Annotated in this window: 19 protein-coding genes and 2 tRNA genes; 10 read left to right on the forward strand and 11 right to left on the reverse strand. The window is 60.8% G+C overall.

Annotation, left to right across the window (positions count from 1 at the left end; genetic code table 11):
* Nucleotides 1-100: 100 nt before the first annotated feature.
* On the forward strand, nucleotides 101-4,702 hold the full coding sequence (gene gltB / locus FZZ90_RS10365) for a glutamate synthase large subunit (RefSeq protein WP_226425727.1): 4,602 nt from the start codon (nucleotides 101-103) through the stop codon (nucleotides 4,700-4,702).
* 15 nt (nucleotides 4,703-4,717) lie between these two features.
* Nucleotides 4,718-5,026, forward strand: coding sequence for a YciI family protein (locus tag FZZ90_RS10370; protein WP_226425728.1), 309 nt, complete (start codon nucleotides 4,718-4,720; stop codon nucleotides 5,024-5,026).
* Here the strand turns inward: FZZ90_RS10370 and lipA are convergent.
* Entirely contained in the window at nucleotides 5,004-5,873 is an 870-nt protein-coding gene (gene lipA, locus FZZ90_RS10375) for a lipoyl synthase (protein WP_226425729.1), read from the reverse strand. The genes FZZ90_RS10370 and lipA overlap by 23 nt on opposite strands.
* 89 nt (nucleotides 5,874-5,962) lie before the next feature.
* Between lipA and FZZ90_RS10380 the strand changes: the two genes are divergently transcribed.
* Nucleotides 5,963-6,036: transfer RNA gene (locus tag FZZ90_RS10380), tRNA-Pro, on the forward strand.
* 66 nt (nucleotides 6,037-6,102) lie between these two features.
* Here FZZ90_RS10380 and cobJ read toward each other — a convergent pair.
* Both cobJ and FZZ90_RS10390 read right to left on the reverse strand, forming a co-directional pair.
* Nucleotides 6,103-7,842, reverse strand: a complete 1,740-nt coding sequence (gene cobJ / locus FZZ90_RS10385) for a precorrin-3B C(17)-methyltransferase (RefSeq protein ID WP_226425730.1) — start codon at nucleotides 7,840-7,842, stop codon at nucleotides 6,103-6,105.
* 69 nt (nucleotides 7,843-7,911) lie between these two features.
* Nucleotides 7,912-9,225 carry a hypothetical protein gene (locus tag FZZ90_RS10390; RefSeq protein WP_226425731.1) on the reverse strand — a complete coding sequence of 438 codons (1,314 nt, stop codon included), beginning with the start codon at nucleotides 9,223-9,225 and terminating at the stop codon, nucleotides 7,912-7,914.
* A gap of 404 nt (nucleotides 9,226-9,629) precedes the next feature.
* On the opposite strand from FZZ90_RS10390, the gene psaA reads away from it, so the two are divergent.
* The 4 genes from psaA (at nucleotide 9,630) to FZZ90_RS10410 (ending at nucleotide 16,131) form a co-directional block, all read left to right on the forward strand.
* Nucleotides 9,630-11,933, forward strand: coding sequence for a photosystem I core protein PsaA (gene psaA / locus FZZ90_RS10395; protein WP_226425732.1), 2,304 nt, complete (start codon nucleotides 9,630-9,632; stop codon nucleotides 11,931-11,933).
* A gap of 22 nt (nucleotides 11,934-11,955) precedes the next feature.
* Entirely contained in the window at nucleotides 11,956-14,169 is a 2,214-nt protein-coding gene (gene psaB / locus FZZ90_RS10400) for a photosystem I core protein PsaB (RefSeq protein WP_226425733.1), read from the forward strand.
* A gap of 342 nt (nucleotides 14,170-14,511) precedes the next feature.
* Nucleotides 14,512-15,324 carry an AraC family transcriptional regulator gene (locus FZZ90_RS10405; protein ID WP_226425734.1) on the forward strand — a complete coding sequence of 271 codons (813 nt, stop codon included), beginning with the start codon at nucleotides 14,512-14,514 and terminating at the stop codon, nucleotides 15,322-15,324.
* 72 nt (nucleotides 15,325-15,396) lie between these two features.
* Nucleotides 15,397-16,131 carry a DUF3598 family protein gene (locus tag FZZ90_RS10410; RefSeq protein ID WP_226425736.1) on the forward strand — a complete coding sequence of 245 codons (735 nt, stop codon included), beginning with the start codon at nucleotides 15,397-15,399 and terminating at the stop codon, nucleotides 16,129-16,131.
* Between the two features lie 11 nt (nucleotides 16,132-16,142).
* On the opposite strand, the gene FZZ90_RS10415 is transcribed toward FZZ90_RS10410, so the two are convergent.
* From FZZ90_RS10415 to FZZ90_RS10430, 4 genes are all read right to left on the reverse strand, one after another.
* Nucleotides 16,143-17,099 (reverse strand): cupin, encoded by a 957-nt coding sequence (locus FZZ90_RS10415; RefSeq protein ID WP_226425737.1) that lies wholly within the window; start codon nucleotides 17,097-17,099, stop codon nucleotides 16,143-16,145.
* Between the two features lie 41 nt (nucleotides 17,100-17,140).
* Nucleotides 17,141-20,257, reverse strand: a complete 3,117-nt coding sequence (locus FZZ90_RS10420) for an efflux RND transporter permease subunit (RefSeq protein ID WP_226425739.1) — start codon at nucleotides 20,255-20,257, stop codon at nucleotides 17,141-17,143.
* A 109-nt stretch (nucleotides 20,258-20,366) separates the two neighbouring features.
* Complete coding sequence (locus tag FZZ90_RS10425; protein WP_186514617.1) at nucleotides 20,367-20,858, reverse strand: photosystem I reaction center protein subunit XI; 492 nt, start codon at nucleotides 20,856-20,858, stop codon at nucleotides 20,367-20,369.
* A 43-nt stretch (nucleotides 20,859-20,901) separates the two neighbouring features.
* Nucleotides 20,902-21,018 (reverse strand): photosystem I reaction center subunit VIII, encoded by a 117-nt coding sequence (locus tag FZZ90_RS10430; protein WP_006851672.1) that lies wholly within the window; start codon nucleotides 21,016-21,018, stop codon nucleotides 20,902-20,904.
* A 90-nt stretch (nucleotides 21,019-21,108) separates the two neighbouring features.
* Here FZZ90_RS10430 and FZZ90_RS10435 point away from each other — a divergent pair, with 90 nt between their 5' ends.
* Nucleotides 21,109-21,576: a HEAT repeat domain-containing protein gene (locus FZZ90_RS10435; protein WP_226425740.1), complete on the forward strand. Its 468-nt coding sequence runs from the start codon at nucleotides 21,109-21,111 to the stop codon at nucleotides 21,574-21,576.
* Here FZZ90_RS10435 and FZZ90_RS10440 read toward each other — a convergent pair.
* Nucleotides 21,534-22,496 (reverse strand): glycosyltransferase family 2 protein, encoded by a 963-nt coding sequence (locus FZZ90_RS10440; protein ID WP_226425742.1) that lies wholly within the window; start codon nucleotides 22,494-22,496, stop codon nucleotides 21,534-21,536. The two genes, FZZ90_RS10435 and FZZ90_RS10440, sit on opposite strands and share 43 nt — an antisense overlap.
* A 60-nt stretch (nucleotides 22,497-22,556) precedes the next feature.
* Nucleotides 22,557-23,285 (reverse strand): C40 family peptidase, encoded by a 729-nt coding sequence (locus FZZ90_RS10445; protein ID WP_226425743.1) that lies wholly within the window; start codon nucleotides 23,283-23,285, stop codon nucleotides 22,557-22,559.
* 17 nt (nucleotides 23,286-23,302) lie between these two features.
* Between FZZ90_RS10445 and FZZ90_RS10450 the strand changes: the two genes are divergently transcribed.
* Nucleotides 23,303-24,217 (forward strand): serine hydrolase, encoded by a 915-nt coding sequence (locus FZZ90_RS10450; RefSeq protein ID WP_226425744.1) that lies wholly within the window; start codon nucleotides 23,303-23,305, stop codon nucleotides 24,215-24,217.
* 16 nt (nucleotides 24,218-24,233) lie between these two features.
* Here the strand turns inward: FZZ90_RS10450 and FZZ90_RS10455 are convergent.
* Nucleotides 24,234-24,322: transfer RNA gene (locus tag FZZ90_RS10455), tRNA-Ser, on the reverse strand.
* Nucleotides 24,323-24,359: 37 nt separating this feature from the next.
* Nucleotides 24,360-25,490: an alanine racemase gene (gene alr, locus FZZ90_RS10460; RefSeq protein WP_226425745.1), complete on the reverse strand. Its 1,131-nt coding sequence runs from the start codon at nucleotides 25,488-25,490 to the stop codon at nucleotides 24,360-24,362.
* 69 nt (nucleotides 25,491-25,559) lie between these two features.
* Between alr and FZZ90_RS10465 the strand changes: the two genes are divergently transcribed.
* The gene (locus tag FZZ90_RS10465; protein ID WP_226425746.1) at nucleotides 25,560-26,060 is read left to right on the forward strand and encodes an HNH endonuclease; all 501 of its coding nucleotides are present in this window, start codon (nucleotides 25,560-25,562) and stop codon (nucleotides 26,058-26,060) included.
* The last annotated feature ends 2 nt before the right edge of the window (nucleotides 26,061-26,062 follow it).

A 26,062-nucleotide genomic window follows, 5' to 3' on the forward strand; every position in this document is an offset into this window, starting at 1 on the left:
AATGCCTTGGCGGAGAGGCGCCTGCCTAGGATCCTCCCTCGAGATGGTTTCTGCAGAGCTCGAAGCTGCAGACCCATGCGATCGTCCGATTGAGTTCTCTATGTCTGACGCCATCCGTTCCGCTGTCTGGCCTTACTGCGACAGCCCTGCACCTGAGGTTGTTGCGGGCGAGAAGGATGCGTGTGGCGTTGGTTTCCTGGCGCAGCTCCAGGGGCAGGCCAGCCATTGGGTTTTGGAGCAGGCCCTGCGTGGTCTGGGATGCATGGAGCACCGTGGTGGTTGCGGGGGGGATGGCGACTCCGGCGACGGCGCAGGGGTGTTGTGTGAGATCCCCTGGTCGTATCTGAAAGCGGTGTGGCCCGAGGCGGCTGCAGCACGGGGCCTCGGAATGATGTTCATGCCAACGGATGCCAGCCGTCGTGCTGAGGTGCGAGACCTTTGTGATGAAGAGGCCAAAGCCCTCGGCATGCAGCCTCTGGGGTGGCGAACGGTGCCTGTCGACCCTGCGGTTCTCGGCCCCTTGGCCCGTGCCACAGCTCCTGTGATTGAGCAGTGGGTGCTGAATGGTGATGCGGACAACGCAATGTTTGATGGTCAGCTGCTGCGGTTGCGGCGGCGCATCGGTGCCCGTGTGCGAGCAGCTCTGGGTGCTGAGGTGGCCCAAGAGGTTTATGTCGCTTCACTGAGCAGCCGGACGGTTGTCTACAAGGGGATGGTGCGATCCGAGGTGCTGGCGCAGTTCTATGCCGACCTGCAGGACCCTCGATTTGAGGTGAGCTTTGCCGTTTATCACCGTCGCTTCAGCACCAACACCCTGCCGCGCTGGCCCCTGGCGCAGCCGATGCGGCTGCTGGGTCACAACGGTGAAATCAATACATTGCTGGGCAACCTCAACTGGGCCAAGGCTTCAGAAGCCAGCCTCGAGAACGTCTGGGGTGAGGCTGCTGATGACCTGATCCCGGTGGTGAACCCTGCCTTCAGCGATTCCGCCAACCTGGATGCCACCTTGGAATTGATGGTGCGCAGCGGGCGGTCGATCACCGACAGCCTGATCACGCTGGTCCCCGAAGCGTTTCGCAATCAGCCCGATCTCGACAGCCGTCCTGATGTGACGGCGATGTACGAATTCAACGCGGGAATTCAGGAACCCTGGGATGGCCCAGCTCTGTTGGTCTTTGCCGACGGCAAGCGGGTGGGTGCCACGCTCGATCGCAACGGGCTGCGCCCGGCACGTTGGTGCACCACGGCAGACGGTTTCGTGATCATGGGATCGGAGACCGGCGTGGTGGATCTCAGCGACAAGACGATTGTTCAGAAGGGGCGTCTTGGCCCCGGCCAGATGGTGGCCGTCGATCTGGAACGCGGGGAGTTGCTCGACAACTGGTCGGTGAAGGAAGACGCGGCACGGCGCTTCCCTTATGCCGATTGGCTGAAGCAGCATCGTCGCGGCGTGGCGCCACAGCCCTGGACTCAAGATCGAAAGGTGGGTGAACTCGACCTGCTGCGGTTGCAAACCGCCATGGGCTTCACCGCTGAAGACTTCGATCTGATCATCGAAGACATGGCGGCCCTCGGGAAGGAGCCCACCTACTGCATGGGTGATGACATCCCCCTGGCGGTGCTCTCCGAGAAGCCCCACCTGCTTTACGACTACTTCAAACAGCGCTTCGCTCAGGTCACCAACCCTCCGATCGATCCCCTGAGGGAAAAGCTGGTGATGAGCCTGGAGATGCATCTGGGTGAACGCCGTCCCGCCCTGAAGCCCCAGCCGGAAGCTGCCTCCGTTATTCATCTGGACACGCCCGTTTTGAACGAGGCGGAACTGGCGGCGATCAGTGAGCAGGGATTGCCCGTCAAGACCGTGTCCACTCAGGTGGCTGTGGAGTCGTGTGCGGGAGGCCTGCAACAGGCCATTGCCGCGCTGTGCAGCGTTGCGGAACAGGCCGTGCGCGACGGTGCGCAGGTGCTGGTGCTGTCCGATCGGGTCGACGACGCTGGGGAGGCGTTACAGCTGACCCCCACGACTGTGGCCATGCCGGCTTTGCTGGCTGTTGGTGCTGTTCATCACCATCTGCTGCGCCAGAAGCTGCGGCTGCAGTGCTCTCTGGTGGTGGACACCGCCCAGTGCTGGAGCACCCACCACATGGCGTGCCTGATTGGTTACGGCGCCAGTGCTGTGTGTCCTTGGCTCACCTGGGAGACCACCCGCCACTGGCTGGATCACCCCAAGACCAAGAAGCGGATTGAGCAGGGCAAGTTGCCCGCTCTCGATGCCGATCAGGCCCAGGCCAACGTTCGCGAGTCGCTGGAGAACGGTCTGCGCAAGATCCTCTCCAAGATCGGAATTTCATTGCTGGCCAGCTATCACGGCGCTCAGATCTTTGAAGCGATCGGTCTGGGTGCGGATGTGGTGGAGACCGCCTTCACCGGAACGACCAGCCGTGTTGCCGGCATGACGCTGGCTGAGCTGGCGAACGAAACGCTCTCGATGCATGCCAAGGCGTTCCCTGAGCTCAACCGCAGCAAGCTCGAATTCATGGGGTTCGTTCAGTACCGCAGTGGTGCTGAGTACCACCGCAACAATCCCGAGCTTTCGAAGGCACTGCACAAGGCGGTGGCCCAAGGCCCTGGTTACGACCACTTTTCCACCTATCAGGCTTTGCTGGAGAACCGTCCGGTGATGGCCCTGCGGGACCTGTTGGAGTTCAAGTTGGCTCCCACCCCAGTGCCTCTCGATCAGGTGGAGAGCGTCGAGAGCATCTGCACCCGCTTCTGCACAGGCGGAATGAGCCTCGGTGCGTTGTCTCGCGAAGCCCATGAAGTGTTGGCCGTGGCGATGAATCGCATCGGTGGCAAGAGCAACAGTGGTGAAGGCGGTGAAGACCCTGCGCGCTTCCAGCTTCTCAAGGATGTGGATGGGGAGGGCCGTTCAGCCTCATTCCCGAGCATTGGTGGCCTGCGCAATGGCGATACCGCCTGCTCGGCCATCAAACAGGTGGCTTCAGGTCGTTTCGGCGTGACTGCGGAATACCTGCGCAGCGGCAAGCAGCTGGAGATCAAGGTGGCCCAGGGCGCTAAGCCTGGTGAAGGCGGTCAGCTGCCAGGGCCCAAGGTCGACAAGTACATCGCCTGGTTACGCAATAGCAAGCCAGGTGTGGCCTTGATTTCACCGCCGCCACACCACGACATCTATTCGATCGAAGACCTGGCGCAGTTGATCCATGACCTGCACCAGGTGCACCCCGCTGCTCCCGTGAGCGTGAAGCTGGTGGCTGAGATTGGCATTGGCACCATCGCTGCGGGTGTGGCCAAGGCCAACGCTGATGTGATTCAGATCTCCGGTCACGACGGTGGCACGGGTGCATCTCCCCTGAGTTCGATCAAGCACGCCGGCAGTCCCTGGGAACTGGGTCTCACTGAGGTGCATCGCTCTCTGGTGGAGAACGGACTGCGCGATCGGGTTCTGTTGCGTGCTGATGGAGGTCTGAAAACCGGCTGGGACGTGGTGATCGCTGCCCTTTTAGGTGCCGAGGAGTACGGGTTCGGCTCGATCGCGATGATCGCCGAGGGCTGCGTCATGGCACGCGTTTGCCACACCAACAATTGCCCTGTGGGTGTGGCCACGCAGAAGGAGAACCTGCGCAAGCGTTTCACCGGCATTCCCGAACACGTCGTCAACTTCTTCTGGTACGTCGCCGAGGAAGTGCGTCAGCTGATGAGTCTGCTCGGCGTTACCCGCCTTGAAGAGCTGATTGGCCGCACCGATTTGCTCAAGGCCCGCTCGGTTGATCTGGCCAAGACCAAGGGCGTGGATCTCTCTAGCCTGCTGGCTCCGATCAGCGGTGCCGAAGAACGCTCCTGGCTTCGCCACAGCGACCAGGCCCACGGCAATGGACTGATCCTTGAAGATCAGCTCCTTGCCGACGCTGACCTAATGGTTGCTCTGGAAAACCATGGTTCCGTGAGCCGCAGCATCGAGATCATCAACACCGACCGCAGTGTCTGTGCTCGTTTGGCTGGTGAAATTGCCCAGCGCCACGGCAACCGCGGCTTCAAAGGACAGCTCGATCTCACCTTCCTGGGTGCAGCAGGCCAGAGCTTCGGGGCCTTCCTGGTGCAGGGCATGCAGGTTCGTCTTGAAGGTGAGGCCAACGATTACGTGGGTAAGGGAATGAACAGTGGTTCCATCACCCTCGTCCCATCAGACGGATGTGCATCTCCAGGAGAACAGGTGATCCTCGGCAACACCTGCCTCTACGGGGCCACCGGCGGTGAGTTGTTTGCCCATGGACGGGCTGGCGAGCGTTTCGGTGTTCGCAACAGCGGTGCCCGCACGGTTGTGGAGGGAGCTGGTGACCATTGCTGTGAGTACATGACCGGCGGTGTCGTTGTCGTTCTCGGCAGCACCGGCCGCAATGTCGGCGCTGGCATGACCGGTGGTGTGACCTTCCTGCTGGATGAGGAGGGGCGTGTCGCTCCTCGGGTGAATCCGGAGATCGTTGAGGTCTGCGCCATCACCACCGATGAGCAGGAGTCGCTGCTGAAGGGGCTGCTGGAACAGCATGTGGCGCTCACGGGAAGCGAGAAGGCTGCTGCTCTCTTGGCCGACTGGACTGCGGCGAAGAATCGCTTCAAGGTGTTGGTCCCCCCCAGTGAGAGGGTGGCGATGGGATTGGCCGACAAGCAGGCTGTGGCTGCCTAGCGCCGTCGCTAGCCCGTGGCCTGGTTCGTCAAGACTGAAACTTTCACGGCCGTCGCAGCCTCTCTGCCCGTGGAGCAGCGGCGACTCACCTTGGCAGCTCACCGCCATTGGGTTGTAGGGGAAGCAGCAGCGGGCCGCCGTCTACGCAGCGGTTACTTGGTGGATGGTGACCGGCGGCCTGGCGGCGGGGGTTTGTTGATTTTTGAGGCGTCGTCCTACGCCGATGCGCTGGCATGGGTGGAGAACGACCCAATGATCCGCGCCGGCCTGGTGGACTGGCAGGTGCAGGAATGGATCCCCGTCAGCGGGGATGGCTGGCCATGAGCCGTTGCACCTCACCGGCGTGATAGCTGCTGCGGGTGAGTGGTGTGCTGACCACTTGGAGGAAGCCCAGCTCCTCTTCGCCCACAGTCCTGTAGGTCTCGAATTGAGCCGGGGTCACAAAGCGGTCAACGGCCAGGTGTTTGGGGCCAGGTGAGAGGTACTGACCGATGGTGACGATGTCGACCCTGTGTTTGCGCAGATCCCGGAGCGTCTCGATCACCTCTTCATCGGTTTCTCCGAGCCCCACCATCAGCCCCGACTTGCTGTAGGCCTTGGGCCATTGGTTCCGCACCCGCTGCAGCAGCTCGAGGGAGCGTTCATAGATGCCCTGGGGCCGTGCCAGGCGGTACATCCGCGGCACCGTTTCAATGTTGTGGTTCAGCACGTGGGGGGCGGCGGCCATCACCGTTGCCAGGGCATCCCAGTTGCCGCAGAAGTCGGGAATCAGTAGTTCGATCGTGGTGAGCGGTGAGCGTTGCTTCACCTGTTCAATGCAGGCCACGAACTGGGAGGCTCCACCATCGGCGAGATCGTCGCGGTTTACCGAGGTGATCACCACGTGCTTCAGGCCCAGACGGGCCACGGCTTCCCCAAGCCGTTGGGGCTCGGTGGGATCGAGCTCGCGCACGCTCTTGTCGAAGTCGATGTCGCAGTAGGGGCAGGCGCGGGTGCAGCCGGGACCCATGATCAAAAACGTTGCCGTGCCGCCTGCAAAGCATTCGCCGATGTTGGGGCAGCTCGCCTCCTGGCAGACCGTGTTCAGGTTCAAGTCCAGCAGCAGGTCGGCCACGGCACCGATCCGTTCGCGCTGCGGAGCCTTTACGCGCAACCACTCCGGCTTGAGCACGGCGAAGCTTCTTCAATCCATGACCCTAATCCGTGCCCTAGTGCTCTTGCTTCAATCTCGGAAGCATCGATCTTTTAGGATTGATAGGCCGGGATGTGGCGCAGTTTGGTAGCGCACTTCGTTCGGGACGAAGGGGCCGCAGGTTCGAATCCTGTCATCCCGATTGATTGTTTCGTGGCACTGCCTGGTCTTGATGGAGACCTGAGCTAGACCAGCAAAAACTCAGTCCTCATTGGAGACTGGCCCCGGGATATCCCCGCGGCGTCACCATCCAGTCATCCTCGGCACGGCTGCTGCTGTTCCCGATCAGAACCAGCGTGAGCATGTCCACTGCTTCTGGCTCCAAGCGCTCAAGACACGTGAGCTGATGGGATTCCTCCGCGCGGCCCAGCTGACGCGCCAGCATCACCGGGGTTGTGGGGGGGCGGTGTTTCAGCAGGATCTCCTTGGCTTGCCCCAGCTGCCAATCACGACCCTTGGACCTTGGGTTGTAGAGGGCGAGGACAAAATCTCCAGTTGCAGCGGCCTCCAGTCGCTTTTCGATCACGGTCCACGGCGTGAGGCGATCGCTGAGGCTGACGCAGCAGAAGTCATGCATTAGTGGCGCTCCGGCCCGGGCGGCGGCCAGCTGGAAGGCTGAAATTCCGGGATGCACCGAGAAGCTGGGTCGGTCCTGCTCGGGTTGCTGGAGAAGCAGCTCCAGGGCCAATCCCGCCATGCCGTAGATCCCGCTGTCGCCGGAGGAGATCAGAGCAACTTTTGCCCCTTGTTGGGCCAAGCGCAGTGCTTCGGCACAGCGGTCCCATTCCCGGGTGAGCTGGCCATCGAATCGAACCTGATCCGGGCGGCGCAAAGGCTCCAGAAGATCGAGGTAGAGGCTGTAGCCAATCCAGGCGGAACAACGGGAGAGGGCCGCTTTGGCGTCTCCGCTGAGCAGGGACAGATCCCCTGGGCCACTCCCCACCAAGTGCAGTTCGCCCCGTTCCGGCGCGTAGGGGATGGCAGCCTCGGCAATGGCCACTGTCACGGCACCCTGTTCCCCTGTTGCCGGACGGCTGATTTGCTTGTGCTGGATCAGATGACCTTTGTCGCCCGCAGCCAGCAATGCCGCTGCTTCCGCCACCGAAGCGGTCCCCATTTCCTTGCGCACCACTTCGGAGGGGTTCGGCACCTCGATGGACGCAAGAGCGTGCTCCGCAAAGGTTCGGAACGCCCATGCCCGGGTTTGGCTCAGATGCTGTAAGGCCGGTTCGTCGGATTTCCTCGCTGCGCTGGCCATTCCGGCGACAGCCTCTTCCGCCAGCCCTGCTGTTGCCAAGGCCTCGGCAATGGCCTTCTCCACCAGAGAAAGACTGGTGTTGCGTTCACAGCCGATGCCGATCCAGACCGTTGCTGGATGCCACTGGCAATCGCCTTGGAGGCGCGCTCCAATCACAAGATCAGCGGGCTCAGGCACAACGTTGGCTTCAACGTTGTGCAGCAAGGGATGGCCTTCAGGGCCTTGCCAGGCGGTGGATCCACTGCTCTGGTGAACGCTGATGCGGGATCCCTGGGACTGCCGCACCATCAGATCGCGCCAACTGGCCACCGTCCCCCTGCGTCTCCAGCCCCAGCCGTCCCCAAAGGCATCCAGGGGGAGACGTCCTTCATGGGCGCAGGCGCCTGTGATCACCGCCTGCCCGCCGAGATCCATCGCGATCTCCAGGGCGCGTTGTTCGGCGCCTGCGGAATGGCCTCCCAGTAACGGGATGACGAACTCTCCTTTGGGGTCGAGCACCAGAACGGCTGGATCCTTCCCCTTGCCTTGGATCCGAGTTGCAATCAGACGTGTCACAGCTCCCACGGCGCCCACGAACAACACGACGTTCTCTGCCGTCCAATGCCCATCAAGGGCGGTGTTGATGTCTTGATCGTCTGCCTTGATCCGGTCGATGTGGCCGCGTATCAGCAACCGCTCCAACAGCGGCATGGCGCTGGGGCTGAGTCCTAGGCCCAGAGCGGGAACGGCAGATGTGGGGTTCAGGGCAGGGAATCCGGATCAGGGCTTGCGTAAGCGCCCATCGCTGTTGAGCAACTCACGGGCTGATCCTCCCAGGCTGCTGCTCGGCATCAACTTGGGTTCCTGCTCGGCTGGCTGCTGAGGCTCCGCAGGCTTCTCCTGGGCGGGAGTGGGAGGAGTGGGCAGAGCAACTTCTGCTTTGGATGGCTCTTCAGCAAGGGGCGGCTCAGGCTTCTGTTCTTCGCTTTCCTCTGGTGCCGTGGGCTTGGGGTCTGCCTCGGGTTGGGTTTTGATCTCGTCCTCGACCTCTTTCTCGATTTTGATCTCGACCTGGGGAAGCTCTCGGGGCAGTTCTGTCTTCTCCTGTTGTTTCTCCTCTGCTTTTTGAGGGGGCTCTGGCGGGGATTCGACCACCTCCAGAGCTTCAGGCTCAGGGGAGCCGCTCAGGCGCGCGAGCTGGCTTTCAGTGAGGTGTGGGCGCATCCAGCCAGGCTTGGGACCGGCTGGGGCTTTCAAATGAATCAGCTGATTGTTGAAGACCGGTGTGATCGGCTCGCCCAGTCCATTCAGCAGTTCCATTTGAATGTCGTGCCTGTTGGAGCCATTCGATCCTTTGAGCCACAGGGCTTCCTGGTGATCGACCAAAAAGCTGTCTCCATCAATGCTGATGCGGAGTCGCCAGCGTCCATCTCCCTCCCGCAGGTTTTGGAGCGGAGCATTCCAAATCAGCCAATCCACCAAAAGGGGTTGCAGGCCCTGTTCTCCGGCTGGTGAGACAGGAACCAGCCAGGGGGCATCGCGTTCGGGTTGCGTGCCCTGCAGTTTTTGCCAAAGGTGCAGGCGCCCCTGGATTGAGGCTCCTGGTGATTGCACGGCTTCTCCCCAGGGGTAAGCGGCCCAGGCGCTGAACCGGTGGCTGCCCGCTTCCAGGCCGTCGATGCGGACCTTCAGGAGGTTCCCATTGCTTTCGCTCAGCCGTAGAGGAGCGCGGTTGTCGATTTGGAGCACGACATGGGGCCCCAGACCCAATTCGGGGTCGCTGCTGAGGGGCCAGTCCTCGATTTCGAAACGGAGCTCAAGAGCGTCAGAGGAAACGATGCTGTCATTGCTTGGATCGCTCAGCCGTAGAGAGGGATGGTGCCTTTGCAGGTTCTGGCGCAGCTGTTGCACTGCCCCTGGAGGAGCCACTTCCTGGAGCTTCCCGCTGGGAGCTGAACTCGGCAGCGGTTTGGCGGCGGACCCTGTGTCGCGATTGAAGAATCCAGGGCGCGCATGAACAGGTAAGCCGGCACCGAGAAGCAGCACTGCTGCCAGCAGAACAGCCCATATCGACTTCAAGCCAGGGCGACGCATCGGGCATCAACAGATCTGATCATTCTGAACAATCCGACCTTCACTGTCAGAGTTTTAGTTATTTAGGAAGGAAATATGTGTGAAATTGTGTTGTTTACTGCTTGAGATCTTTGTTGTTTTGCTGATTCTCAGCCTTCTGCAGACGCCTGTCGCTGACTGGCTCGCCACGGGATTGAACCTTTGTAACTCAGGGCCCTTTAACCCCCTGCTCCGCCCCTATGCTTCCGCCAGCGGTCCCCTCTTTGGGGCCCCAGCTTCAGTGCAGACAAGGGGTTTCGACTCCTTTGCCGTACTGACGCCCGAACTCTGATTCCCTGTGGATCCGTATTCGGGGCCCCGATTGGCTTCGGCCCGTCGGAGGGGTGGCCCACCACCTCGAAACCCGTCCCTCGAGGAACGACTCGATGACCATCAGCCCACCTGAGCGTGGGAGTGACGCGAAGAGCCAGGTCGAGAAGGTTGACAATCCAGCAACCTTCGAGCTGTTCGGCAAACCCGGACATTTCGACCGCGCCCTCGCGAAAGGTCCCAAAACCACCACTTGGGTTTGGAACCTTCACGCCAACGCTCACGACTTCGACGCTCACACGAGCGACCTTCAAGAGGTCTCTCGGCGGATCTTTTCCGCCCACTTCGGCCACTTGGCCGTCATCTTCATCTGGCTCAGCGGTGCCTTCTTTCATGGCGCCCGCTTCTCCAACTATTCCGGTTGGCTTGCTGACCCCACCCATGTGAAGCCAAGCGCCCAGCAGGTCTGGGCCATCTTTGGCCAAGAAATCCTCAACGGAGACATGGGTGCCGGTTTCCAAGGCATCCAAATCACTTCAGGCCTCTTCCAGATGTGGCGGGCCTGGGGCATCACCAGTGAAACCCAGCTCATGGCTCTGGCCATCGGTGCCCTGGTGATGGCCGGCCTCATGCTCAACGCCGGTGTTTTCCACTACCACAAGGCTGCGCCGAAGTTGGAGTGGTTCCAGAACGTTGAGTCGATGCTGAACCACCACCTGGCAGGCCTGCTGGGTCTCGGTTCACTGTCCTGGGCTGGTCACGTCATCCATGTGTCGGCTCCCGTCACCAAGTTGATGGATGCCATCGATGCCGGCCAACCGCTGGTTCTGAATGGCAAGACCATCGCTTCGGCTGCAGACATTCCGCTGCCCCACGAGTTCTTCAATCAGGACCTGCTGGCTCAGCTGTATCCCGGCTTCAGCGCTGGTGTCGGTGCCTTTTTCTCCGGCAACTGGGCTGCTTACAGCGATTTCCTCACCTTTAAAGGTGGCTTGAATCCTGTGACAGGAAGCCTCTGGATGACCGACATCGCCCACCACCATGTGGCGATCGCCGTGATGTTCATCGTTGCCGGTCACATGTACCGGACCAACTGGGGCATCGGCCACTCCATCAAGGAGATCCACGAAGGTCAGAAGGGCGATCCCCTGCTGTTCCCTGCCACCAATGGTCACGACGGTCTCTATGACTTCATGACCACCTCCTGGCATGCGCAGCTGGCGGTCAACCTGGCTATTGGCGGTTCGGTGAGCATCATCGTTGCTCAGCACATGTACGCGATGCCTCCGTATCCGTACCAAGCGATCGACTACCCCACCCAGATCGGGCTCTTCACCCATCACATCTGGATCGGTGGTTTCCTGATTGTTGGTGCAGGTGCTCACGCCGCCATCGCCATGGTTCGCGATTACGACCCCGCCAAGCACATCGACAACGTGCTGGATCGGGTGCTCAAGGCTCGCGACGCAATCATCAGCCACCTCAACTGGGTCTGCATCTGGCTCGGAGCCCACAGCTTCGGCCTCTACGTCCACAACGACACCATGCGTGCCCTGGGTCGTCCCCAGGACATGTTCAGCGATTCGGCGATTTCCATTCAGCCGATCTTTGCTCAGTGGATTCAGAACGTGCACGCCGCAGCTGCAGGCAGCACGGCTCCAAACGCCCTCGCGGGTGTGAGTGAAGTGTTCAACGGTTCCGTTGTCGCCGTTGGCGGCAAGGTTGCCGCTGCTCCCATGCCGCTCGGCACCGCCGACTTCATGGTTCACCACATTCACGCTTTCACGATTCACGTGACGGTGCTGATCCTGCTGAAAGGTGTCTTGTACGCCCGTAGCTCCCGCCTCATCCCTGATAAGGCCAACCTGGGCTTCCGCTTCTCCTGCGACGGTCCTGGTCGTGGTGGCACCTGCCAGGTCTCCGCTTGGGACCACGTGTTCCTGGGCTTGTTCTGGATGTACAACTCCCTGTCAATCGTGATCTTCCACTTCTCCTGGAAGATGCAGAGCGACATCTGGGGAACGGTGAATGCCGACGGTTCCGTCGCGCACATCACCAATGGCAACTTTGCCCAAAGTGCCATCACCATCAATGGCTGGCTGCGTGACTTCCTGTGGGCTCAGGCCGTTCAGGTGATCAACAGCTATGGCTCGAATACAGCTGCCTACGGAATCATGTTCCTCGGCGCTCACTTCGTGTTCGCCTTCAGTCTGATGTTCCTCTTCAGTGGCCGCGGCTACTGGCAGGAGCTGATCGAGTCCATCGTGTGGGCTCACAACAAGCTGAAGGTGGCTCCCGCCATCCAGCCCCGTGCCCTTTCCATCATCCAAGGCCGTGCCGTGGGTGTTGCCCATTACCTCTTGGGCGGAATTGCGACCACGTGGGCCTTCTTCCACGCCCACATTCTTGTGGTCGGCTGACCTCACCTGACCTCTCCCTCTAATGGCAACGAAATTCCCTTCGTTCAGCCAGGGTCTGGCCCAGGACCCGACAACCCGCCGTATTTGGTACGGGATCGCCACGGCTCACGACTTCGAGAGCCATGACGGAATGACGGAGGAGCGCCTCTATCAGAAGCTCTTCTCCACCCATTTCGGTCACCTTGCGATCATCGGCCTGTGGGTTTCGGGAAACCTGTTCCACATCGCCTGGCAGGGCAACTTCGAGCAGTGGGTCGCCGACCCCCTGCACGTGCGCCCCATCGCTCACGCAATTTGGGATCCCCACTTCGGTCAAGGCGCCATTGACGCCTTCACCCAAGCGGGTGCTTCCTCCCCTGTGAACATCGCCTACTCAGGCCTGTATCACTGGTTCTACACAATCGGCATGACGACGAATGCCGAGCTGTACCAGGGTTCCATCTTCATGATGATCCTGTCGGCTTGGGCCCTCTTCGCCGGCTGGTTGCACCTGCAGCCCAAGTTCCGTCCTTCCCTGGCCTGGTTCAAAAACGCTGAATCGCGTCTGAACCACCACCTCGCTGTTCTCTTCGGCTTCAGCTCCATCGCTTGGACCGGTCACCTGGTTCACGTTGCGATCCCCGAAGCTCGCGGTCAGCACGTTGGTTGGGACAACTTCCTCAACGTTCTGCCTCACCCCGCCGGTCTTGGACCCTTCTTCACCGGCAACTGGGGTGTGTATGCCGAAAACCCCGATTCTCTGAATCAGGTCTTCGGTAGCTCTGAAGGTGCAGGCACCGCCATCCTCACCTTCCTTGGTGGCTTCCACCCTCAGACAGAAGCTCTCTGGCTGACGGACATCGCCCACCACCACCTGGCCATCGGTTGCCTCTTCGTGATCGCCGGCCACATGTACCGGACCAACTTCGGTATCGGTCACTCCATCAAGGAGATCCTCGAAACCCACAACCCCCCGAAGGGCACCCCTGGTGACCTCGGCGCTGGCCACAAGGGTCTCTACGACACCATCAACAACAGCCTGCACTTCCAGCTTGGTCTGGCTCTCGCCTCCCTCGGCGTGGTTACCAGCCTCGTGGCGCAGCACATGTACTCGATGCCGTCGTATGCCTTCATCGCGAAGGACTACACAACCCAGGCAGCCCTGTACACCCACCACCAGTACATCGCCATCGCGCTGATGTGTGGTGCCTTTGCCCACGGTGCGATCTTCTTCATCCGTGACTACGACCCCGAAGCCAATAAGGACAACGTCCTGGCTCGGATGCTCGAGCACAAGGAAGCGATCATCAGCCACCTGAGTTGGGTCTCCCTGTTCCTCGGTTTCCACACCCTCGGCCTCTACGTCCACAACGATGTGGTCGTTGCCTTCGGTACTCCCGAGAAGCAGATCCTGGTTGAGCCCGTGTTCGCCCAGTTCGTTCAGGCCGCCTCTGGTAAGGCCATGTACGGAATGGACGTGCTGCTTTCCAACGCTTCCAGCTCCGCCAGCCTTGCGTCCCAGAACATTCCTGGCGACCACTACTGGCTGGATGCCATCAATGGCAATACCGATGTGTTCCTGCCCATCGGACCTGGTGACTTCCTGGTTCACCACGCCATTGCTCTGGGTCTGCACACCACCACCTTGATCCTTGTGAAGGGTGCTCTGGATGCCCGCGGCTCCAAGCTGATGCCAGACAAGAAGGATTTCGGTTACTCCTTCCCCTGCGACGGCCCCGGCCGTGGCGGCACCTGCGACATCTCAGCCTGGGACGCCTTCTATCTGGCTGTCTTCTGGGCTTTGAACACCGTGGGTTGGCTGACCTTCTACTGGCACTGGAAGCACCTGGCCATCTGGTCCGGCAACGTGGCCCAGTTCAACGAATCCAGCACCTACCTGATGGGCTGGTTCCGCGACTACCTGTGGCTCAACTCCTCCCAGTTGATCAACGGCTATAACCCGTTCGGCAGCAACAACCTTGCCGTCTGGGCTTGGATGTTCCTCTTCGGACACCTGGTTTGGGCCACCGGCTTCATGTTCTTGATCTCCTGGCGGGGTTACTGGCAGGAACTTATCGAGACCATTGTCTGGGCTCACCAGCGCAGCCCCATCGCCAACATGATGGGTTACCGCGACAAGCCCGTGGCGCTGTCCATCGTTCAGGCCCGTGTCGTTGGCTTGGCTCACTTCACGGTTGGCTATGTCTTGACGTATGCCGCCTTCCTGATTGCCTCGACTTCAGGGAAATTCGGTTAATTCCTTCCTGAATTAACCCGCGACGAGTCGTTCCTCGTTCCAAATGTCCCCACTCGGTTCGCCGGGTGGGGATTTTTGTTGTGTGGATGTCATTCGGTTGGGATCTGGTTATTTATTAAGTCTGCTTAGTTGTTGTTGGCTAAGTTGTGCCAAATCGTTTTTTGCTTGAAGCTGACTCTTCAAAAAGCGCCCTCACCTGCTTTGTTGACCTGTTGCGACCGTTTGTTCAACAGTGCCGAAGAGTGTGCGCATTTGTGGAGACGGTTTGGCTGTGATTACAACGTTGTTCAGGCCTCTCAGGGGCCCCTTCATGGGCGTCTGAGGGTTGATCATCAGAATGGAATGTTGCTTGTTTCGATGCAGGCCAACCAAGCGTTATTGATTGAGGGAACACGCCACCCTCGCTGGTTGTCATTCACGGTTGAACATACTGATAACTACGGCGATCACTGCCATTTCGGTGAGGCATTGGCTCCGAATGCTTTGTCGGGTTTTAACATCAAAATGAAGGAGTCCTTCTTTAAAACCTCTGCAGGTGGCAATCGCATTGGAGCTGTCCTTGTCGATCGCAGTCGTATTGATGACTGGTCTGAGCTAATGGGTGCGGCTGAGATCTTTGAGCGAATGGAGCGCAACAACACGGCCATTCTTTCCCCTGCGGCTCATCGCAAGTTGCGGCAGTTGATGGTGCTTCCCGAATGGCAGGGTGTGGATGTGGCACATCCTTTCCAAGCTGATCTACTGGAGGCGCAGCTGATCGAGTCTCTTTCGTCGAAGAATTCGACTCTTCTGCGGCCTGTGGTGAAAACCCATCACAGTGATCTTGTGCAGGAGTTGGTTCGTTATTCCTTTCGATCGAGTACGACTCCCATCTCTTTGAGTGCGGTGTGTCAGACGCTGTTCACCACCAAGACAACACTCACAGTGAGTTGTCGTGAAATGTTTGGTTTTGGACCGATGGCCTTGATGCGTCGTATTCGTTTGCAGCAAGTGCGCGACGTTCTGGCTAACCCTGACCTGAGGCAACAACTGGGGTGTCATACCGTTCAGCAGGTAGCCGTTCATTTTGGCTTTGTGAGTCGAAATCACTTCGCCAGTGCCTATCGAGAGCTGTTTGGTGAGGCACCGCGCACCACTTTGTTGGCTTCCCATTGAACGCTCACGCGAACTTGTGTTGAGTCATTCACGTCTCCTCGGCCTTCGTGCTGTTTAGCCTCAGCCGCTGGATTGGATCGAGCTGTCGTGGATGAGTGGGAGCTTCTGCTGCGCAACGTTGGTGAATGGCGCGGCTGGTTCGACAGCATGGATTCGACGCTGCAACGCACCAAACGTCAGTACTCTCTGTTGACGCTCCAGCCTGCTCCTTCCGGCATTCCCCTTCATCTGACGCTGCTGCTCTGGCCTGAAGGAGAGGAATCGAGCGCTTCCCACCAGCCGCCCGCCGGCGAGCCTGTAAAACGCATCGTTCAAAGTTTTATGCGCCTGGATCCCGATATGGGGGTCTTCGGCACCGGCAGCTTTTCGAGGGGAACGCTTTATCGCTCCAATTGGACCAAGCTTTATGCCGAGTTCGGGTTCCTGCACGGCGAACGCCGTCACCGCCTGGTTCTGCTCTGGGATGGTGCGGGGCAATTGGATCGGATCGTGTTGATCCGTGAGTTCCTTGCCGGAACCTCTGCAGTGGAATGTCCACCCTTGGAGGCGGATCAGCTGATCGGCGACTGGCGTTGCGACCTCCCTTCGCTTGGAGAGAACATGCGTTTCGCAGCAGGCGATCTTGATCGCTGGATTTTTTTGCCGGATGGAGGAGCCTTCCTGGCGCCTGTGCAGATTGATCCTCACCAGCCCTTCAACATCGAAGCGCTTTGGTTGTCGAGTTCGACGCGCCTTGAGCGCATTTCACGTCGTTATTCAGAACACGGCGCCCTGACATCGCTAGACCATCAACTGCTCACCCGTTGAGGCTTTGTGCCCTACGGGGTGTTGCTCAAGTCAGCCCGGCCCCTGTTGCTGAAAGCAATGTCGAGCGTGCGCAGGTAGGTGTGCAGTCCGGCATCCTGAATCGGCAGCACGTAGGCGTCGGCGCCGGATTCGTTGTGGTGCGAGTGCCAGTAGCCCGGTGGGGTCACGAAGGCTGCACCGGCCACCCAGTCTTCCCGGTGCCCATTGCGGATCATCCCGTTCTCGTCCAGCTCGGTGCCGATCATCGTGTAGCAACCCGGTTGGCAGGCCACCGCAAAATCAAGGGCGATCGACTGGTGTCGGTGGGGGCGCTGCACCTGGCCTGCGGGGAGAATTCCCAACATGGCCCAGAGAGTGTGGGTGACGGTGCGCGTCTGAGGGAACGCGTTGTTTCCCAACAGCACACTCACGCGGTTGGCGTTGGCTCCGCGCGGATTGCTGGCGATGGCATCCAGCTGTGCGCGAGCATCCTGATGGCTGTAGAAGCAGGGTTCGAACACTGGTTTCACGGTGCTCACGCCCAGATAACGAAGCAGGGGGGCATCGTGCACCCAGTAGAGGCCGGCGCAGGCCTCGCTGCTGTGGATGGCTTCCCCGCCAGCCGGAAGCACGAACGTATCTCCTTCGCTCCAGTGAAAAATCTGACCACAGGCTTCGGTTTGCCCATGGCCTCGGGCCACGAAGAACAGCTGACTGGTCGCATCCGCATGGGTGCGTAGGGACCCCTGATCCAGCCGAATGAAATTGCCGCAGAGGGATGGGCCCGTGGCCGGGCCTTCGCAATGCAAGTCGGCACTCAAATCGAGAGTTTGCAGGGCCGTTCCGGCTTCATCAAAAAAATTGGCCGAAAAACTGCGGTAGGGGATCGTGCTGATCAGCCCCTGCTGCAGAGGATTGGCCGCTGAGGCGTAGTCGAAGAACTGCGCCTGGGAACTGGTTGCCGTCGTCGCTCGTGGGGTGATGGTCATCGTTCCCTCCAGCAGCAGAACCATTGGATCGAGATCGCACCCTACGCGGTGGGCATTCGATCGCGTTTCAGCATCAAATAAACGGCAGGGACGGCAAACAGGGACAGCAACGAGGCCATCAACAGTCCGCTGAAGACCACGGTGCCAATGCTGATTCTGCTGGCGGCTCCCGTGCCCTGAGCGAACAGAAGGGGCAGGAAACCCGCCAAGGATGTGACAGCTGTCAGCAGGATCGGGCGCATCCGGTTCACGGCCGCGTCCACAACGGCTTCGCGCAGGGCCAGGCCTGCCGCAATCCGTTGGTTGGCGAATTCCACGATCAAAATTCCGTTCTTGGCCGCCAGGCTCACCAGCACCAGAAGTCCCATCTGGCCGTAAACATCCAGTGGAAGGCCCCGCAATTTCAAGCCAATCAGAGCTCCGAGCAGGGCCATCGGCACCGTGAGCAGGATGATCAACGGGTCAACGAAACTCTCGTAGAGAGCGGCCAGCAGCAGATAGACCACCGTCACTCCGAGGGCGAACAGCACCCAGGTCACCTGCCCAGCCCGTTGTTCTTCCAACGCCAGGCCCGTGAAGGCCAGGCTGATGTTGCTGCCTCCGATGCGATCACCGGCCTGGGTCAGGGCTTCTATGGCTTCACCGCTGCTGACCGTTGGCGCGGGGATGGCTGTGATCCGAATCGCCCGGTTGAGTCCGAAGTGGCGAATATTGTTGACGCCCTCCTCGCGGGTCAAGCTGGCCACGCTTGCTACGGACACCAGCTCACCGCTGCGGTTGCGCACCATCAGACCCGTGAGATCTTCCGGCCGACGTCGCTCGCTGCCATCCAGCTGCAGAACAATGGAGCGGATTCGACCGTCGTCGTAGGTGTCATCGATGTAGCGGCCGCCGAAGGCAGTGCCGATTTCTCGCAGCGTTGCGCCGTAGTCGAGGTCGAGAGCGGCCAGTTGGTCGCGGTCGAGCTCAAGCCGCCAGCGGGGAAAACTGGCATCAAAGCGGGTGCTTACCCGTTCAAATCGGTCTGTCGCCTTGGCCGTCTGGATGAAGTCCTGGGCGACTTGGCCGAATTGCTCAAGGCTTAGTTGCCCTCCGCTGCGGTCAAGCAGTTCCAGCGAGAGTCCTGATTCACTGCTGAAGCCCCGCACGGCTGGCGGGGTGATCAGCACGACCCTGGCATCACCAACCCGTTGTTGAACCTCTCGGCTAAGACGGCGTTTGATGGCGTTGCTGCTCTGCTCTTTGCCAGGTCGATCCTTGAGTGGCTGAAGGCGCAGGTAAAACGATCCACGGTCTTCTCCGCTCTGGCCGAAGGAGCTGCCGGCATAAAAGTTGCCGGTGCGCACCAGCGGCTCTTCGCTGACGACGCGTCGGATGTCGTCCATCACGGCCACGCTGCGCTCGAGGCTGGCGCCGTCGGGAAGGGTGAAGTAGCCGCGGATCTGGCCTTGGTCGTCATTGGGGATGAACGCTGTCGGCATCACCGCCAATCCGGAGGCCGTAATGACAAGGCCGCTCAGCAGCAGAAGGGCGATGAGTCGTTTGCGCTGCAGCCAGTGCTCGAGCTGTTTCGCGTATAGGCCTTCCAGGGTTTGCATTCCCTGCCGAAGCCAGCGGCTGAGCTTCCCAATGGCCCCAGGAAGACGGCCGCCACCTGGGCCCAACACCCGGGCGCAGGCCATTGGGGTGAAGCTGAGCGCATTCAAGGTGGAGAACAGAATCGCTCCGCTGATGGCCAGGGCGATCGGTTGATAGAGGCGTCCGATCGATCCAGGAATGAGCAGCACGGGCAGGAACACGGCTGCCAGCACCAATGAGGTGGCCACAACGGCGGTCGCCAGCTCAGCCATGGCGTCTTCGGCCGCCTGTTCGGGGGGTGTGCCCCGTTCGATGCGTCCGGCGATGTCTTCGCTCACGACGATGGCGTCATCCACAACGATCCCGGTGGCCAGCACCAGCCCAAACAGGATCAGGCTGTTGAGATTGGAACCGCTTAATTTCACCAGGCTGAGGCTTCCCACCAGCGCCACCGGAACGGCAAGGCCAGGGATCAGGGCGAGGCGCCATCGGCCCAGAAACAGCACCAGCACCAGCAGCACCAGCAGCACGGCATCGCGCAAGGTGATGAAGGTGCGATCAAGGTTGGCCTGAACCGTGTCGGCCACATCCACGATCATGGAGAGCTCGATGCCCGGGGGAAAGCTCGCTTCCAACTGCTGCAGCTTGCGTTTAATCGCCCTGCTCGCCTCCAGGGCGTTGGCCCCATCGCGCTGGTAGACACCCACGGCCACGGAACGCTCGCCGGCCAAATTCATGGCCTCGCGTCCGTAATTGCGCTGTCCGAGTGCAACACGTCCCACATCCTTCAGGCGCAGCAGTCCGCCGTTGTCCAGCCGGCGCAAGACGAGATTCTCGAAATCCGATTGGCTGCGGAGTCGCCCTTCCGCCTCCACCGGAAGGCTCAGCAATTGGCCCGATGGAACTGGGGCAGCCCCGATGCTGCCAACTGCAGCCAAAACGTTCTGTTCAGCCAGGGCACGGCTGACGTCGCCAAGAGTGAGGTTGGTCTGTTCGAGGCGTTGCGGATCCAACCAAAGGCGAAAGGAGAGTTCACTGCTGCCGAACACCTGAACATCGCCGATGCCTGGTGTGGTGAGCAGTGCGTCCCGCAGGGTCTGGTCCAGCCAGCCCGTGAGAAAGGTGGGGACGTACTGATCCGGTGGGTGGCTGAACCCCAAGATCATCAACAGGTCTTCCGAGGAGCGCCGCACTTGGAGCCCCTGGCGCGTCACGGCCTGGGGCAGCCGGCGGCTGGCCAGGTTCACTTCGTTCTGAACCTTGATCGCATTCAGCTCGGGATCACCCGCGTTGAAGCGCAACGAGATGCTGGCGCCGCCCTGCCTGCTGGTTGAGCTAATGCTTTCGACTCCTTCAAGGCCATTCAGCTGTTGTTCCAACACCCGGGTCACGCTTTGCTCCACCACCTCCGGTGAAGCCGCCGGGAAGCTGGCGCTCACACTCACGCGGGTGGGAGCGAGGGGCGGTAGATCCTCCAGCCCCAGGTCGAACAGCGCCGTGCAGCCGGCCAAAAGGATCAGCAGGCTGCAGACGACCGTAAGAACCGGCCGCCGAAGAAACGGCTGGGAGATCGACCGCACCGGGACGTCTCAAACGTGAATGAATCCTGCCAGGAAAAAACCCCCGGCTGCCCGATCCCAGGCAACAGGGGGTTTAGTGATTTTGGTTTAGAAGTTTCGGTGAACGTCTTCAGCCGACGCTCCAGACACCAGCAGCGATCTTGAACAGGTCCTGAACGTGAACGGTGTTGCAGAGGAACCAGGCGAAAACGGCACCGCCGCAACCACCGAGCCAGAACCCACTGGTGAAGTCAGCCCAACCGGTTCGGGTGAACAGGTCGGCGGGGGGATTCTCAACCGTCACATCTGCAGGGGGGATGTTGGGTTGCTTGCCGGGCTGGTTGTAGAGCAGGAACAGCAGGCTGAGGATGTGCACGGCGCCAATGGCTGCCAGCAGTCCAGCGGTTTGCTGGTACTCCGTGGCACGCAGGGGGCCGCAGATGGTGAAGGGGCCGTAAAGCAGATAACCGAAGGCTGCACCGGTTTCCAGGCCACGGAAGTTCGGGGAAATCCCGGGGCGGTATAGGGGCAGGTTGTTGATCAGGCCCTTGATGAAATAGCCGCTGTTGACGGGTGTCGCAAGGTTGCCGACGCAGGGATCAGCAGCAGGAGTGACGGTCATGAAATACGAGTGCTGAGGGGTTGAAACGGTCCGCAGGTCGCGGTCACTCGGCAGCGGTGATCACTCGACCAACAAGGACGATGAACACTGCGGGAAAAACGATTCCGGTGATGGGCACGAAAATCGCAGGCAGCCAGGCAGCAGCGAAATCTCCAGTCATGTCGAGGCCAAAAGCTTCGCAGCTACTGTAAGTAGGACCGTTCTGACGGCCTGCTTTAGGCCCCGACGGCGACATAAAAGTTCAATCCGCATGCAGAACGTTCTCCTCCCTGGTGCCGTCGTGCTGCTCACGGTGGTGCTCTGGTTGCGCAGGAAGCCGGTGAAGCCGATGCTCTCCAGCACGGATGCCAGCCGTGTCGCACAGATCAACCGTGCCCAGTTGGAACTGGTGATTGAGTCTGCCGCTGATGGGGAATCCGCTGATGCTTCCCTGGCGTCCTGGACGTCACCGAATACTCCCCTCGAGCGTCTTGCCCTGGAGCGTCGCCTCAAGGCCGACATGGAGGCTGGCCCCGAGGAGCGTTTGCGCGCCGTTCGTGTGGCCGCCCGATGGGGGCACCGCTCGGTTTTACCCCTGTTGCGCCAAGCGCTGAGGGACAGCGATGCGCGTGTGGTGGAAGAAGCAGCAGCTGCGATCGAACCGTTTCGCGGTGCGCCAGCCGCTGCCAAGACCCCTCAGCCGGCTCGGCCGCCGCGCAACGTTTCTCGGATGCGATAAATCGGTCGATCCTGGCTTTCGTGGTACGTACGGATGAGCAGTTCGCCGAGAAGCCCGAAGCAGAACAGTTGAATCCCCGCCAAACCAAGCACCACCGCCAGGGTGAGCAGTGGGCGATTGGCAATGTCGCCTCCCATCACCTTGATCACGAAGAGATAGGTGCTGGTGACAAGGCTGGCGGCGATGGCCAGCAGTCCCCCGAAGCCGAACACGTACATCGGTCGGGTCAGAAAACGCTTCATGAACCAGACGGTGAGCAGATCCATCAGCACACGGAAGGTGCGATCGATCCCGTACTTGCTGCTGCCGAACTGACGCGCCCGGTGGTTCACTTTCACTTCGGTGATCCGTGCACCTTCGATGAAGGCCAGGGCGGGAAGAAAGCGATGCAGCTCTCCATAGAGCCGCATGTCTGCCAGTACCTCCCGTCGATAGGCCTTGAGGGAGCAGCCGTAGTCATGCAGCCGCACCCCGGTCACCCGGCCGATCAAGCGGTTGGCGATCCGGGAGGGAAGTTTGCGCTGGAGGGCAGCATCCTGGCGCTGATGGCGCCAGCCGCTCACGAGGTCATACCCCTCCCGCAATTTGACCAGCAGCATGGGGATGTCGGCTGGATCGTTTTGAAGATCCCCATCCAGGCTGACGATGACCTCTCCGCCAGCCACATCAAAACCAGCCGCCATGGCTGCGGTCTGGCCATAGTTCTTGCGCAGCAGCACGGCCACCACTTCGGGCACCTCTGCGCTGATCTCGGCCAGCACATTGGCGGTGCGGTCGCTGGACCCGTCGTCGACCAGGACCAGCTCAAATGTCTCGTCGGTTGGACGCAGTGCTGAAAGGAGCTGCTCAACCAGGTGGGGCAGGCTTTCCTCTTCGTTGTACAGCGGCACCACCACCGAGAGATTCAGGGGTGCACTCATGCCGGTCGCGCTGCGAGTCGCTCAACTTAAGCAGGGGCCCGGTTGATCCGTCTGACAACGTCAGGAGAGATGCGATCCGTCATGGCAACGCACCACACGACCTGCGCCGCGGAATTCAGCCCTGTAGTGGCAAGCCACCGGGTGTTGATCGCTGCTGTGGAGGTTGTCAATGCCGATTCCATTGCGCCCATGGTCCTTGCCTGAGCTATGGCGGTAGCGGCCATCGCCGAGATGGAGCCCCACATGGGTGCAACGCCTGCGTGTGCCAAAAAACAGCAGATCTCCTGGGAGCAGCAGGCTGTGATCGTCGGGGAGAGCGGCAACCGGTTGGCAGAACCGCTCCTGCTGATAGGCATCTCGCGGAATCCAAATGCCCTGGCTGGCGAAGGCCATCTGCATCAGACCGGAACAATCCATGTCTGGTTCAGTGGTTCCCCCCCAGAGATAGACGTTGGGACGTTTCTGGGCGGTTTCGCTCCAGGCGAGCACGCCGGGTAGACGTCGTTCAATGTCCGCTGCGCTGAGCGGCGACGGTCGCCAGGGTGCGCATTGCTCAGCTCGCCCCAGAACTGCCTCGAGTGCGAGCCAGCAGCGGTAACCATCCTCCAGCAGCTGAACAGCGATCCTCGTGCGCTGCCTCTCCAGGATGCGAAAGCGGCGTCCAGAACAGGCCTGGGTGGTCAGACTCTCGCCGTCAGATCTCGAATAGCCATTGACGTCAGCGCACAGCTGCCAACAGGAGCCTGTCTGAATCAGGTCTGGGGCCAGCAGGGTGCCTAACGTCGCCATGGCCCAATCGAATCGCTATGGCGTTCTACCGTCCCGATCCCGCGATGGCGGCTCGGCTTGAGGCGGCCCTCGATGGGCTCGATGCCGACGGCCGCCCAGGGCTGCGCAATAGTCTGGCGATCACCTGGGTGCGGTACGACGAAGCTGCACCGGAGGCTGGTCAGGGCAGTGGTGCTTCCTGGAATCAAGACCGGATCCTCTATCCGGCCAGCGTGGTGAAGCTGTTCTATGCCGTCGCCGTTGAGCAGTGGCTGCAACGTGATCTGATCCCTGAAAGCGACGAACTGCAGCGCGCGGTGCGCGACATGATCGCCGATTCCAGCAACGATGCCACTGGGCTTGTGGTTGATTTGCTCACAGGCACCACCAGTGGCCCTGCACTTCATGGTGAACGCTGGGAGCTTTGGACGGAGCAGCGTCGCTTGATCAATGGTTGGTTGCAGACCTTGGCCTGGCCGGAACTCGAGGCGGTGAATTGCTGCCAGAAGACCTGGGGTGATGGTCCCTATGGCCGGGAGAAAAGGTTCTACGGGGCCGACAACAGCAACCGCAATGGCTTGTCCACCGCTGCGACAGCCCGGATGTTGGAGGCTGTGATGACCGGTGCGGTGGTTTCACCGCCGGCCTGTCGCCGGCTGCAGGGTCTGTTGCGGCGCTCGCTCGATCAGCAGCAGCGTCGTGCCGATCCTGAAAACCAGGTGGATGGGTTTCTCGGTGAGGGCCTACCTGAGGAAGCGCTCCTCTGGAGCAAGGCCGGTTGGATGAGTCAGGCCCGTCATGACGCAGCGTGGTTTCAGACCTCCGCACAGCAACCACCCAGCTTGCTGGTGGTCTTCACTACGGGGCCTGATCGCGCCAGGGACGCATCCCTTTTGCCGGAGCTGGCACGGCAACTCAATCTGTTCACCAGTTCCGAGGAGCCGGCGAATTGAGTCAGTGAACTTGGAACGGAGAGGGAGGGATTCGAACCCTCGACAGAAGTTGCCTCCTGTAACTCCTTAGCAGGGAGCCGCTTTCAACCACTCAGCCACCTCTCCAGCGGCGCACCCAGAGTACCAAGTGCTGGGCAGTTGGTCAGACTTCAACGCGGGGCAGGCGTCGTTTGAAACCGCAGAGGATCTCCCAGGGAATTGAATCGCAGTGGTCGCTCCAGCTCTGCGGGCTTAACTCCAGGTCACCGTCCTGGCCCAGCAGGGTGACGATGTCGCCTTCCTCCAGTTCTCCTGCATCGGTGGCATCCAGCAGGAGCTGGTCCATGGTGATGGATCCCACCTGAGGCAGCTGGCGATTGCGATGCAGGGCATGAATGTGCCCGCTCAGGGACCGCAGAACACCATCGGCATAGCCGATGCCCACTACCGCCAGCCGAGTGGGGCGCTGGGTGATGAAGCGGTGGCCGTAGCTGACTCCTGTTCCTGCGGGGACCTCGCGGATCAGGCTGACCCGGGCGCGAACCGCCAGCGCGGGTTGCAAGGGAATGACATTGCTCAGATGTGCAGCGGGAGCATGGCCGTACAGGGCTAACCCAACGCGCACGAGGTCGTGGTGCAGCTCTCGGTTGAGCAGGGTCCCCGCGGAGTTGGCTAGATGGCGGGTGATGCTGCCGCCCACTTGGGGCAGGGCCGAGAGCATGCTCACGAAGCGATCCTGCTGGAGGCTGGTCAAGGCATCGTCCGGCTCATCAGCACAGGCCAGATGGCTGTAAATGCCCTCCAGATTGAGGTTTTCCAAGCTCTGCAGCTCCGCTGCGGTCTGATAGCCGTCGCTGAGGGGGCAGCCCAGCCGTGCCATGCCGGTGTCGATCTTCAGCTGCACGTCGAAACATCGACCGCTGTCGGCAGCGAGCTCATTGCAGAGCTGGGCATCCCTGAGGCTGCTCAGGGTGGGCATCAACCGCCAGTGCAGGCAGGTGCGCAGGTCGTCTGGTTCACAGAGGTTGCTGAGCAACAGCACCGGTGCCTCCAGGCCGGCCCGCCTCAGTTCAAGACCCTCCTGCAGCGTGGCCACGCCAAGGCTGGTGGCTCCTCCCTTTAGAGCAGCCCGTGCCACTGTCTCGGCGCCGTGGCCGTAACCATCGGCCTTCACCACCGCCATCAGTTGGGTGCGAGGGCCGAGGTGCTGGCAGAGAGCCCTGGCGTTGGCCCGAATCGCTGCAGGTGAAACTTCCACCCAGGCGCGCTGACGTGGATTCAGCTCCGGAATCACAGGCAGTGCTCGGCGCTACCGAGACGGCTTCACATCGCCGATAGCATGAAGCTTATTGAGTGAGCTGGCATGGGCCAGGTTCTCGTTCTCAATGCGTCCTACGAGCCGCTCAATATCACCACCTGGAGAAGGGCTGTGGTGATGATGCTGAAGGGCAAGGCCGAGAGCCTGGAACACGACCCCTGTCGGCAACTGCGTCAGGGCACCAACCTGCCGACGGTGATTCGCCTGCGGCAGTACGTCCGCGTTCCCTTCCGTCAGCTGCCCCTGACGCGTCGCAACCTCTTCCAGCGGGACAACCACACCTGCCAGTACTGCGGCAGTCGTGAAAATCAGTTGTCAATCGACCATGTGATGCCCCGCAGTCGGGGAGGTGGTGACACCTGGGAGAACGTGACCACGGCCTGCCTCAGCTGCAATGTGCGAAAGGCCAATCGAACTCCGAGGGAAGCCTCCATGCCTCTGCGTCATGCCCCGCGGCGGCCAGCCAGCAGCCTCAGTTTTGAGGCCCGGCGCCAGATCCATTCTGGGCATCATCAGGAATGGGCGAAATATGTCATCGGTGCTTGACC

Source organism: Synechococcus sp. MU1617 (assembly GCF_020514235.1).
Classification (GTDB): domain Bacteria; phylum Cyanobacteriota; class Cyanobacteriia; order PCC-6307; family Cyanobiaceae; genus Parasynechococcus.

What these genes read in the sequence shown, in the direction of transcription:
- FZZ90_RS10445 (WP_226425743.1), bottom strand. Translation starts at nt 23,285, where the DNA reads ATGGCGACGTTAGGCACCCTGCTGGCCCCAGACCTGATTCAGACAGGC.
- psaA (WP_226425732.1), top strand. Translation starts at nt 9,630, where the DNA reads ATGACCATCAGCCCACCTGAGCGTGGGAGTGACGCGAAGAGCCAGGTC.
- FZZ90_RS10450 (WP_226425744.1), top strand. Translation starts at nt 23,303, where the DNA reads ATGGCGTTCTACCGTCCCGATCCCGCGATGGCGGCTCGGCTTGAGGCG.
- cobJ (WP_226425730.1), bottom strand. Translation starts at nt 7,842, where the DNA reads ATGCCGCTGTTGGAGCGGTTGCTGATACGCGGCCACATCGACCGGATC.
- gltB (WP_226425727.1), top strand. Translation starts at nt 101, where the DNA reads ATGTCTGACGCCATCCGTTCCGCTGTCTGGCCTTACTGCGACAGCCCT.
- psaB (WP_226425733.1), top strand. Translation starts at nt 11,956, where the DNA reads ATGGCAACGAAATTCCCTTCGTTCAGCCAGGGTCTGGCCCAGGACCCG.
- FZZ90_RS10425 (WP_186514617.1), bottom strand. Translation starts at nt 20,858, where the DNA reads ATGACCGTCACTCCTGCTGCTGATCCCTGCGTCGGCAACCTTGCGACA.
- FZZ90_RS10435 (WP_226425740.1), top strand. Translation starts at nt 21,109, where the DNA reads ATGCAGAACGTTCTCCTCCCTGGTGCCGTCGTGCTGCTCACGGTGGTG.
- FZZ90_RS10430 (WP_006851672.1), bottom strand. Translation starts at nt 21,018, where the DNA reads ATGACTGGAGATTTCGCTGCTGCCTGGCTGCCTGCGATTTTCGTGCCC.
- FZZ90_RS10405 (WP_226425734.1), top strand. Translation starts at nt 14,512, where the DNA reads ATGTTGCTTGTTTCGATGCAGGCCAACCAAGCGTTATTGATTGAGGGA.
- FZZ90_RS10440 (WP_226425742.1), bottom strand. Translation starts at nt 22,496, where the DNA reads ATGAGTGCACCCCTGAATCTCTCGGTGGTGGTGCCGCTGTACAACGAA.
- FZZ90_RS10415 (WP_226425737.1), bottom strand. Translation starts at nt 17,099, where the DNA reads ATGACCATCACCCCACGAGCGACGACGGCAACCAGTTCCCAGGCGCAG.
- FZZ90_RS10465 (WP_226425746.1), top strand. Translation starts at nt 25,560, where the DNA reads ATGGGCCAGGTTCTCGTTCTCAATGCGTCCTACGAGCCGCTCAATATC.
- FZZ90_RS10390 (WP_226425731.1), bottom strand. Translation starts at nt 9,225, where the DNA reads ATGCGTCGCCCTGGCTTGAAGTCGATATGGGCTGTTCTGCTGGCAGCA.